Here is a 9,388-nt window from a genome sequence, read left to right as displayed (position 1 = left end):
CCACGCGGATATCGAGGCTCAGGCTAAGCCACACTTATGGTCGCCCACCGCCACCTGCCGTCGCTCGTTGCCATCCGTGCCTTCGAGGCCGCGGCGCGGCTGGGCAGCTTTGCGCGGGCCGCGGAAGAACTGGACACCACGGCGGCATCGGTCAGCTATCACGTCCGGCGCCTGGAAGAGCAGACCGGTGCACGACTGTTCCTGCGCCACGCCCAGCACGTCGAACTGACCGAGGCCGGTGCCAGCGTCGCAAAGGAGGCGACCCGCGCCTTCGATGCCCTGCGTGCCAGCTTCATGCGCGCCGCCGACATGGATGCCACGCGCCTGCGCCTGACCGCACTGCCTACGTTGGGCACCAGTTGGCTGACGCCGCGGCTGGGTGGCTTCCGCGCCCGGCATCCGCAACAGGTGCTGGAGCTTGATCTGTCGGCGGAGCCGCAGGACTTGGCAGGCGGACGTTTCGATGCGGCCATCCGCAATGGTCACGGCGACTGGCCGGGGCTGCACGCGGTGGAGCTGTTCCCCAGCGTGTTCACGCCACTGTGCGCGCCCGCGCTGCTTGAAGCCGCCACCGGCCTGGGCGGCGCGCGGCTGCTGGATGTGCCATTGCTGGGGCGTCCGGACTGGTGGGCGCTATGGTTCCAGGCATTCGCGCAGACACCGGCACCCGGGACGGAGCGCTTCGCCACCAACTTCGCTGCCGAGCACCTGGACGTAGCCGCAGCGATCGCCGGCCAAGGCATCGCCATCGGCTCGCCGATCCTGTTCAAGGCCGAGCTGGATGCGGGACGCCTGGTACAAGCCCACGAAGGCGTGGCCAGCGATGGCCGCAGCTTCTGGTTTGCCAGCCCGGCAGGACGCAGCAACGCCCCGAAAATCGCGCACTTCCGTGAGTGGCTGTGCACCGAGGCAGCGGCGGCCCGGCATGCTGCACGATCCCTGCTGCGCAGGGTGGCCACGCCATGACCCAGAGCCCGGAACTGCTGCGCCGCCTGCTGCGTGCAAAAGACCACATGGACCGGGCCAGCCATGAAGACTGGCCGGTGGCGCGGCTGGCCGGGATCAGTGCGGTTTCCGCGGCCCATTTCGCGCGCTCGTTCAAGGACGCGTTCGGGGTGCCGCCGCATCGCTATCTGCTCAGCCGCCGCATCGAGCGCGCTGTCGCCCTGCTGCGCGATACCGACCTGCCGATCACCGAGATCGCACTTCAGACCGGGTGGACCAGCCTGGGCACCTTTGGCCGCATCTTTCGTGACATCACCGGCGACAGCCCCGGCGCCCTCCGCGACCGTGAGCGGACCGATGCCCCGGCGCAGGGCCCGGTGCCGGAGTGCCATGCGCGTGCCGCACGGCGCCCGGACCTGAAGATCGCAGTTTTGGAGAAGCGCCGCCGCACCGGCCTTGTTAGCGTAGATCCCACCTGAGGGAGGATCCTATGACTGGCATGGTGAATGTGGTCGGCCTGTATGTGCACGACCAGGATGCGGCACTCGATTTTTACGTCAACACACTCGGCTTCCAGGTGCATACCGATGTCGGCAACGGCGACTATCGCTGGCTCACGGTGCATTCGGGCGGCGAGGGTGGTTTCCAGCTCGGCCTGTTCAAACCGGGGCCGCCGGTACACGATGCGGCCACTGCGCTGACCCTGCAGCAGATGGTGGCCAAGGGTGCGATGCCGCCGCTGGTGCTGGCGGTGGACGATTGCCGCGCCAGCTACGAGCGGCTGCTGGCACGTGGGGTGGAATTCACCCAGGAGCCGGTGGAGCGCTATGGTGCAGTGGATGCCGGATTCCGTGATCCGTCCGGCAATGGCTGGAAGATGATCGAGCGCCCTGGGAAGACTGTCGCGAGGACGCCGCAGTGAGGGCCGGCAGCTGGGCGCGTCCCGTGCACCGCTGGACGTCTATCGTCTTCACCCTGACAGTGATAGCCAACTTCGTGGCGCGCTGGATGGGGCAGGGCGAACCACCGGACTGGCTGACCTACTCGCCGCTGCCGCCGTTGTTCCTGCAGCTGTTCACCGGGTTGTATCTGTTTGCGTTGCATTACCGCCGCAGGCCGGATGCCGCGCGCGCCGGCGTCGCACCCTGACGCGGGGCGCGGAGTCAGATCAGGCAGGGTCCTCACGCAGCGCAGGCCCGGCGGAGAAGGCTCTGCCGGGCCATCCGGCGCTCAGCTCAGATCACATTCGCTCGGCAGCGGCCAGCTGGCACTGGGCAGCATGTTCTTCAGCGACGCCGGTGCATTGATGGCCACGTAGCTGGCGCCCAGCAGCTCTTCCAGATCCGCGATGGTGACCAGATAGCTATCCAGGCCACCCAGTCCCGCTTCATTGGGAATGATCCAGCTGATGGCCTTGGCGGTCCCGGTGTTTGGATCCTTGGTGATGATCGTCTTCCAGAAGAATTCCGGGGTCGGAATACCATGGCTGGCCAGGAAATAGTCATTGGACGCATCGCCGTAGACAACGCCACCATAGACGTCTACCGGAGCGATGTCCCTATAGCATTCGGCCACGTTCTCGGCCTTGACCCAGGCGCCCTGATTGAAGCTGGAAACCTGCGGCACGATGTTTGTCATGTAGTTGGCGCGACGGATGTAGGTGGCGTCGTAGTCCATGTGATTGGACGTCACCAGATGTCCCCGGTCATAGCCGGACCGCACGCTGGCATACGAGGCGGTGCTGGCCTGGCCGAGGCAGCCTGCCGGCAGGTCCGGGTCCTTGTAGAAGCTGGACGGGCGGGCCGCCGAGCCGGTGTCAGCCACCAACGTGTATTCGTACCGTGTCGCGCTGTGGATGCTGCAGTCATAGGTCAATACGAACCCACCCTTGTTGAGGGTCACAACCTGGGCATGCGCAGCCCCGGCAAAAGTGCTGAAAACAAGGGCAAGGAAGAACGTGGCAAGGCGCATTGCGGATCTCCATGGATATGGGCAAGGCGCAGCCGTCCACCACGGCAGGCCAGGCCTTTCCGTGTGAAGGACGATGCGGTGACAGGTGTTGGGGATGCGTCCCGGCCGTAGCCGGTACTGCCTGGGATCTCGACCGCGCACTGGCGTCAGGAAAGCTGTCGCGGTGTCGTTAGCGTCATTTTTTGGCGTCAACAGGTCAACGACCAAAGTGCGAAGGTGTGACTGCGCGCAAGCACTGGGCTCCTGTCAGATCAGAGTGCCCATGCATGAAAGGAAGACCTGTTAGTGGCGTGGCCGTTGCCCGGTTGATAGCTGTCCGCAGGGCGCGTGCCGACGATTGACGTGACGCATCACGGCCGGGCAACGCGATGCCCGTAGCGGCCGCGTCGCGCTGGCGCTATGCTCGCCGGAAAAAGGGCATTCCCAGATGAAATGGACTTCCATCGCGGCCGCAACACTCTGCGCGCTGCTCACGAACAGCTGCTTGCGCGATATCCCTTCCAACGCCAGTTGGCCGTTCCTGCGCCGGGCGCACCGTCCACCGACGCGCTTGAAGAAGAGCTGAGAACCTCGGCGAGAACTGCAACGTCTACCTCGCGGCGCCTCTGCAGATGCGGTAGAACCTGCATGTCGCCCGGCATTTCAATGGAACCGGACAGATGAAGCAAACGATTGCAATGGTAGCGCTGTTGATGCTGTCGACAGCGGCGAGCGCGGGCGTGGAAAACATCAAGGAATCGAAGAAACTCAAGCAGGACGAAGGCATCCTGGTCACTTCGGTCACCTGCGCAGATCAGATCAACTTCGTGCAGCTCTACCTGTCCGGAAACGCGTCGACCGGCTTCTGGGGTCCGTACAGGTTCGATTCCGTAGCCACCTGCGCAAAGGGCCTGAAGACCCGCCCCGTCAAGGCTGGCCGCTACTACATCGGCTGGGTTGGCATCGGGCAGCAGGGCGTCGCCATTGCCGAGCCCCAGGCGGTCAGCTTCACGATCGAGGCAGGCAAGCTCAATTACATCGGTGACATCTACGTCGGCGACGTTTCACCCTTCCGCCTGGACAACGAAACACTGTTGCGGACAGCCGGCAATCTGGTCAGCGTCGTCGATCAGGAGGCACGGGCGCGAGCTGCCTTGGCAGCCGATCATGCCTGGTTGCTCTCACGCTATGAATTTGTCAGTGCTCCCGCGGCGGCGCCGCCGAGAGTTGAAGAAGGTAACCAGCATCCGGCCAGGCCTTGAGATCAACGGCTCACGCGGGGAAGCAGGCAGGGATCGACCTGCACGCAACGGCCATCCCTTCTTGACGGCGCCTTGGCGCCGGACGTGGATACTTCCGCCGTCATTGGCCGAGGAGGACTGGAAATGGGTAGCACCGAGACCACCAGGGCGCCGCGCATTCTGCGCGTGGAAGTGATGCCGCTGGACTGCGGGGAAACCGCAGTCGTGGTGGAACTGGCATCGCCCCCCGGCAGGGCCTGGGAGAAGGCACTGAAGCGCGTGATTTCTGAAGCCGAGGGGCTTGAATCGGCGCAGTCGCGCTGTGACGGCCGCTTCGTCTACATCATCGGTATCGAGCCCGGTGGCCGTGGCACGCTCCATCGGGTGAACCAAGTCCTGGCCGCCACCCACGAACGCATTGCACCGCGCAACGGGCATTCCATGCCGATGCCACAGCAACCGGCAGGCGCCATGGTCAACGCCAGCCTCTGAGCAGCGATGGCCGATACACGGCAACCTGACGGCTGCAGGCCGCGGCACAGGCTTCACGCCGCAGCCAACGTGTGTTCACCATGTTGCTACGAGCCTGTCGCCACCGTAGCGCCATGGCACGTGAACTCCGTCATCCGCGACCGGGCCACCCGGTCGCTGTGGGCTGCGCAGGGTGGTCGCTGCCCAAGGACATCGCCCACGCGTTCGCGGCGGGAGACAGTGCGCTGCAACGCTATGCATCGCGCTTTCCGATCGTGGAGATCAATTCGTCGTTCTACAGACCACATCAGCCCGCCACGTATGCGCGCTGGGCGGCCAGCGTGCCGCACGGTTTCCGTTTCTCGGTGAAGATGCCGCAGGCCATTTCCCATGACGCGCGCCTGCGCGGTGCTGCGCCGTTGCTCGACACGTTCCTGCATGCGGTGGGGCATCTGGGGGATCGGCTGGGCGCCCTGTTGCTGCAGCTGCCGCCGAGCCTGGCCTACGATGGCCGCACGGCCTCGGCCTTCTTCCGGGCGGTGCGCCGGCGCAGCGCCATGCGGGTCGCCTGCGAACCACGCCACCCGAGCTGGTTCGACGACAAGGCCGACGCGCTGCTGGATGACCACGGCATTGCCCGGGTCGCGGCCGACCCCGCCCGGGTTGCAGGGGCTGATCAGCCGGGTGGAGCCAGGCACTGGAGCTACTGGCGGTGGCACGGGCAGCCGCGCATGTACTACAGCGCCTACCAGCAACCGCAGCTATGCAGTCTGGCGGCCGCCGCGATACAGGCGGCCCAGGCGGGGGAGGCGTGGATCATCCTTGACAACACGGCGCACGGCCACGCCGTGCCCAATGCACTGCAACTGCAGTCCATGCTGGAGCACGCCAACGCCTGAAGGTCCTTCCATCGTGCTGCTGCGCGAGGCCGCCGCCAGGTTCAAGGGAAAGACCGTCCGTGGCGTCAGTGGCAACAGCACGCTCGACCTGGCCTGCCTGGAGGGACGCCGGGTGCGGGCCGTGCGCAGCTGGGGCAAGCATTTCCTGCTGGAGTTCAGCCACGTCAGTCTGCGCATCCACCTGATGATGTTCGGCAGCTGGCGCATCGACGAACGCAAGGAGACGCCAGCGCGGTTATCGCTGCGCTTTGACAACGGCGAACTGAACTTCTACACCTGCTCGGTGAAGCTGATCGATCAGCCGTTGGACGAGGTCTACGACTGGCGCGCCGACGTGATGAGCGACCTGTGGGACCCCCGGCTTGCCCGCCGTCGCCTGAAGTCGATGCCCGATGTCCTGGTCTGCGATGCCCTGCTGGACCAGACGCTGTTCTCCGGCGTGGGCAACATCATCAAGAACGAGGTGCTGTTCCGCATCCGGGTCCACCCGGCCAACCCTGTTGGTGATCTTCCGCCGCGCAAGCTTGCCGAACTGGTCAAGCAGGCCCGCGAATACAGTTTCGACTTCCTACGCTGGAAGCGCGGGTTCGAGCTGAAAAAGCACTGGCAGGTGCACACCCGGCGGACATGCCCCCGTTGTGGTGGTCCGGTCAGCAAGGTCTACATGGGCACCACGCATCGGCGCACCTTCTTCTGCCCGGTATGCCAGGTCGATTATCGCGCTGGGACGCCGCGGCCGCCGGCGAAGAAGCGCACCCTGGCGAGAGGACCGGTTCAGCGCGGTGGTGTCAGGCCCGTGCGTTGATATGAGGACGTGGATGACAGCGAAGTTATGATCTGACGGTTGCTGAGTACTTCGACGGCGCCCGATCGCTGCAGGGTCTGCAGGGCCGGCTGGCGGCGGTACGGCAGGGCGGCGACCGCTTCCCGGGCGACCACCGCCGCGTACTCGCGCGAGTTGGCATCGATGGCAGTGGCCAGCACGCACGCGTCCAGTGCCATGCCGGCCAGCACCAATCGCCGGGTGCCGAGCTTGGCCAGCAGCACCGGCAGTGGCGTGGCGAGGAAGGCGGAGTGCTTCGGCTTGAGGATGAAGTAGTGTTCCTCGCTGGGGGCAAGGTACTCGACGATCCGCGCCGAGGCTCCGCCCCTCTGCCGGCAGGCCTCGACCAGCTGCGGGAAGTCGCGCTGCCAGTTGCCGAAGTTGTCATTGGCGTAGATCACCGGCGAGCGGTGCGCGTCAAATGCAGCACGCAGGCGGGCGGTGCGCTGGGCTGCACGTACGGCGTACGGAGCCAGTTGCCGCCCCTGTGGAAAGTCGAACAGGCTGAAAAGATCGATGATGAGCAGGGCGGTGGGCTGTTCCATGGCGGGCTCCGAGGTGTCAGGCCTCGACTGCCTGTTCGTCTTCGGCACCACGCACCAGCGCGCCGGAGCCGCCTGACGGGCGCGGGCTGCCCGGCCCCCTCGGCGGGAGCGCAGGCCCGATCACTGGCCAGCTCCGTCGTCCCCCTCACCCTTGTCGTGCCGAGCGGGCGCCACGCGCTTGCCAAGCCGTTGCGCCTGCTCATCCGGCGTGGCGGCGGCGACGAAGGGAGAGATCGGATCACTGGCCGGGAACGTCTCCGTCAACGCCTGATCATGATTGGCACTGTTGTGGGCCTTGGCCTGTCCAGCGCTGCCAGCAGGCACCGCGGCCGTGTGGTCATCCGGGTGGGGCAGGTCTTTCTGATCGCGCTGCATGACATTTCCTCATTGATTGGACCGCATCGTGCGGGGGGCATTACAACGGTATCCTCGTGCAGAAACGCGCCGCCCCCTGGGGGCGACGCGTAGGCTGATCTGCGGTGCAACTGGGCTCACGCGGCCTGGGCGGCCTTGGCGTTGCCGCCGCTCTTGGCCAGCAGGGTCAGCTTCTCGTCCGTGGCCTTTTCTTCTTCCAGCGTTTCCAGCAGCAACGGCACAGCGTCCTTGTATGCGAGCTGCTTGGCCAGCGCGGCGATGGTGCCGTAGGAAGCGATTTCGTAATGCTCGACTTTCTGCGCGCCGCCAATCAGTGCTGCATCGCGCACCGGGCCCTTTTCAATGCTCTCGATGACTTCCTTGCCTTCTTCCACCAGGCCCTCCATCGCCGCACACTTGATCCGCTTCAGGCGGATGCCCAGTACCTCCACGACCTGGTCGATGCGCTCGATCTGGCCCTGGGTCTCCTCCAGGTGCGTCTCGAACGCGGCGGCAAGTGCGGGGTTCTCTGCGGCGCGGGCGAGGCGCGGCAGGGCCTTGGTCAGCTGCTTCTCGGCACTGTAGATGTCGGACAGTTCGTGGATGAAAAGGTCTTCAGCGGTCTTGATGGCCATGGTGCGCTCCAGCAGGGAAGGAGCGACGAGGCTATCCCGGCCGGTGTTGGGGTGCGGGGTAGATGCAGTGAACGGCGGATGCGCATCGAGCGCGCAGATGCATGCATTCCCCTCACGCCGGGCACTGGGCGCGCGTCGGAACCGAGCTCAGCGTGGGTCGGCCGCTGCTGCAGAGTGGCCGGTTGCCGCCAGGTGTTCGCCGTCCACCAGGCGCGCATTGCTGACGGCCTGGTGAGAGCCGCACCTTCCGCAGGTCAGCAGCGTGCCCCCTGTCATCCGCTTGAGCTCCGCGTCGGCGCGGGACACGTGGTGGCACTGGTTGCAGCGGAAGGCGATAGCGGTGACCTGATCGATGCAGCCTCGTGCATCGGTCGCGTAGTCCACTGAAAAGACGTAGAAGAGTCCGGTGTCAGGCATGAAGTCGATCTCGCGGGCGGACCTGTTTCATGCCATGGGGCAGCAGTGCATGGCGTGAATCCTTTTCGGGTTCGTTTTCACATTTCACTGAATTGTTCTGTTTCAGGCTGCGCCTGCTGCGCTGCCTCAACCGGCCTTCTGCTACGGTTGGGAGCCCACTGCAGGGAGGTCGAACGTGCCCATCAGAGCCGTTGTGTATACCAGCGAGGCGGCAGCGGATATTGCTGCCAGCCGGCTGGGCCAGATCGGTGGCAGGCTGTGCGGAATCGTGGATGACGCAGCACGTTTCAACCGTGATGCCGGCGTCACCGGCGTACTGCTGTTCGATGGCGCGCGCTTTGTGCAATACATGGAAGGCCCGGACGATGGCCTGCAGGTGGCATATTCCCGGGTGCTGGGTGCCAGCAGCCACGGCGGCCTGATCGAACTGCAGCGGGGCAGGGTGGGGCAGAGACGGCTGCCTTTCTGGCCCATGCGTTGGCTGCCGGTGGAACCGACGGAGCTGAGGCGGGTGGCCGGCGCGGACTGGACCGGTTTCGTCCAGCGCGAAGGCACCGGTGCGTCCACCAGTGCCACGGGCATGGAGCTGCTGCGCGCCCTGGTTGAACCCTATACCGCCTCACCCAGTACGGAGTCGCCATGACACAAGCAACTTTTCACAGCGAACACCACCGCCGGCTGGACGTTCTTGCCGGAGCCTGGGAGACCACCCTCATCGCGCTGCAACCCGACGGCAGCACGGGCGGGGTGTCGTTCGCATCGGACGTTTACACGTGGATGCCCAATGGTCACTTCCTGGTGCATGAGGTCGACGCGATGATGGACGGGCAGCGTGTGCGCTCCACGGAAATCATCGGCGTCGATGTTGAAGCCGGTGGTTTCTTCAGCCGCAGCTACGACGCTGATGGTGGCACCAGCGATTTCACGTCACGACTTGATGGCGGCAGGTACACCATCCAGGGCCAGTCCCAGCGGTTCGACGGCGTGATCAGCAGCGACCGGCAGTTGCTGACCGGGGAATGGGAGCATCGGGTCGGCGATGACTGGATACCGTTCGTCCGCATCGTGCTTGAAAGGGCCGAGTAGATTCGCTTGTTCCGCGGGCGCC

15 protein-coding genes are annotated in these 9,388 nt (G+C 65.4%); 10 read left to right on the top strand and 5 right to left on the bottom strand.

Features of this window, described 5'->3' with window-relative positions; translation table 11 throughout:
* Positions 1-36: 36 nt before the first annotated feature.
* Genes AC1DKR_RS01030 through AC1DKR_RS01015 form a run of 4 tightly spaced genes read left to right on the top strand, consistent with a single transcriptional unit; the run spans position 37 to position 2,094 of the window.
* Positions 37-966, top strand: coding sequence for a LysR substrate-binding domain-containing protein (locus tag AC1DKR_RS01030; RefSeq protein WP_363733366.1), 930 nt, complete (start codon positions 37-39; stop codon positions 964-966).
* The gene (locus tag AC1DKR_RS01025) at positions 963-1,424 is read left to right on the top strand and encodes a helix-turn-helix domain-containing protein (RefSeq protein WP_025874482.1); all 462 of its coding nucleotides are present in this window, start codon (positions 963-965) and stop codon (positions 1,422-1,424) included. Before AC1DKR_RS01030 ends, AC1DKR_RS01025 begins: the two co-directional genes overlap by 4 nt.
* An 11-nt stretch (positions 1,425-1,435) precedes the next feature.
* Positions 1,436-1,867, top strand: coding sequence for a VOC family protein (locus tag AC1DKR_RS01020; RefSeq protein ID WP_336028635.1), 432 nt, complete (start codon positions 1,436-1,438; stop codon positions 1,865-1,867).
* Positions 1,864-2,094, top strand: a complete 231-nt coding sequence (locus AC1DKR_RS01015; protein ID WP_099842541.1) for a hypothetical protein — start codon at positions 1,864-1,866, stop codon at positions 2,092-2,094. The genes AC1DKR_RS01020 and AC1DKR_RS01015 overlap by 4 nt, the downstream gene beginning before the upstream one ends.
* A gap of 81 nt (positions 2,095-2,175) precedes the next feature.
* Here AC1DKR_RS01015 and AC1DKR_RS01010 read toward each other — a convergent pair whose 3' ends face one another.
* On the bottom strand, positions 2,176-2,916 hold the full coding sequence (locus tag AC1DKR_RS01010; RefSeq protein ID WP_363733365.1) for a DNA/RNA non-specific endonuclease: 741 nt from the start codon (positions 2,914-2,916) through the stop codon (positions 2,176-2,178).
* Between the two features lie 659 nt (positions 2,917-3,575).
* Here AC1DKR_RS01010 and AC1DKR_RS01005 point away from each other — a divergent pair.
* The 4 genes from AC1DKR_RS01005 (at position 3,576) to AC1DKR_RS00990 (ending at position 6,311) form a co-directional block, all read left to right on the top strand.
* A complete protein-coding gene (locus AC1DKR_RS01005) occupies positions 3,576-4,157 on the top strand; it encodes a hypothetical protein (RefSeq protein WP_478030483.1) in 582 nt (193 codons plus the stop codon).
* A gap of 123 nt (positions 4,158-4,280) precedes the next feature.
* Complete coding sequence (locus AC1DKR_RS01000; protein WP_478030482.1) at positions 4,281-4,628, top strand: hypothetical protein; 348 nt, start codon at positions 4,281-4,283, stop codon at positions 4,626-4,628.
* A 113-nt stretch (positions 4,629-4,741) separates the two neighbouring features.
* Positions 4,742-5,506 (top strand): DUF72 domain-containing protein, encoded by a 765-nt coding sequence (locus tag AC1DKR_RS00995; RefSeq protein WP_478030481.1) that lies wholly within the window; start codon positions 4,742-4,744, stop codon positions 5,504-5,506.
* Positions 5,463-6,311, top strand: a complete 849-nt coding sequence (locus tag AC1DKR_RS00990) for a DNA-formamidopyrimidine glycosylase family protein (protein ID WP_478030479.1) — start codon at positions 5,463-5,465, stop codon at positions 6,309-6,311. Before AC1DKR_RS00995 ends, AC1DKR_RS00990 begins: the two co-directional genes overlap by 44 nt.
* Here the strand turns inward: AC1DKR_RS00990 and AC1DKR_RS00985 are convergent.
* The 4 genes from AC1DKR_RS00985 to AC1DKR_RS00970 all read right to left on the bottom strand — a co-directional run bounded on the left by AC1DKR_RS00985 (position 6,281) and on the right by AC1DKR_RS00970 (position 8,280).
* Positions 6,281-6,874 carry a cysteine hydrolase family protein gene (locus AC1DKR_RS00985; RefSeq protein WP_478030477.1) on the bottom strand — a complete coding sequence of 198 codons (594 nt, stop codon included), beginning with the start codon at positions 6,872-6,874 and terminating at the stop codon, positions 6,281-6,283. The two genes, AC1DKR_RS00990 and AC1DKR_RS00985, sit on opposite strands and share 31 nt — an antisense overlap.
* 120 nt (positions 6,875-6,994) lie before the next feature.
* Complete coding sequence (locus AC1DKR_RS00980) at positions 6,995-7,249, bottom strand: hypothetical protein (RefSeq protein WP_051501597.1); 255 nt, start codon at positions 7,247-7,249, stop codon at positions 6,995-6,997.
* Between the two features lie 116 nt (positions 7,250-7,365).
* A complete protein-coding gene (locus tag AC1DKR_RS00975) occupies positions 7,366-7,863 on the bottom strand; it encodes a YciE/YciF ferroxidase family protein (RefSeq protein ID WP_478030473.1) in 498 nt (165 codons plus the stop codon).
* Between the two features lie 147 nt (positions 7,864-8,010).
* Entirely contained in the window at positions 8,011-8,280 is a 270-nt protein-coding gene (locus tag AC1DKR_RS00970) for a hypothetical protein (RefSeq protein ID WP_025874499.1), read from the bottom strand.
* A gap of 175 nt (positions 8,281-8,455) precedes the next feature.
* On the opposite strand from AC1DKR_RS00970, the gene AC1DKR_RS00965 reads away from it, so the two are divergent.
* Complete coding sequence (locus AC1DKR_RS00965; protein ID WP_478030469.1) at positions 8,456-8,923, top strand: BLUF domain-containing protein; 468 nt, start codon at positions 8,456-8,458, stop codon at positions 8,921-8,923.
* Positions 8,920-9,366: a DUF1579 family protein gene (locus AC1DKR_RS00960; protein ID WP_363733353.1), complete on the top strand. Its 447-nt coding sequence runs from the start codon at positions 8,920-8,922 to the stop codon at positions 9,364-9,366. The genes AC1DKR_RS00965 and AC1DKR_RS00960 overlap by 4 nt, the downstream gene beginning before the upstream one ends.
* The last annotated feature ends 22 nt before the right edge of the window (positions 9,367-9,388 follow it).

The sequence above is a fragment of the Stenotrophomonas sp. 01N47 genome, from assembly GCF_056399165.1.
This window is presented reverse-complemented; position numbering and strand designations above follow the sequence as displayed.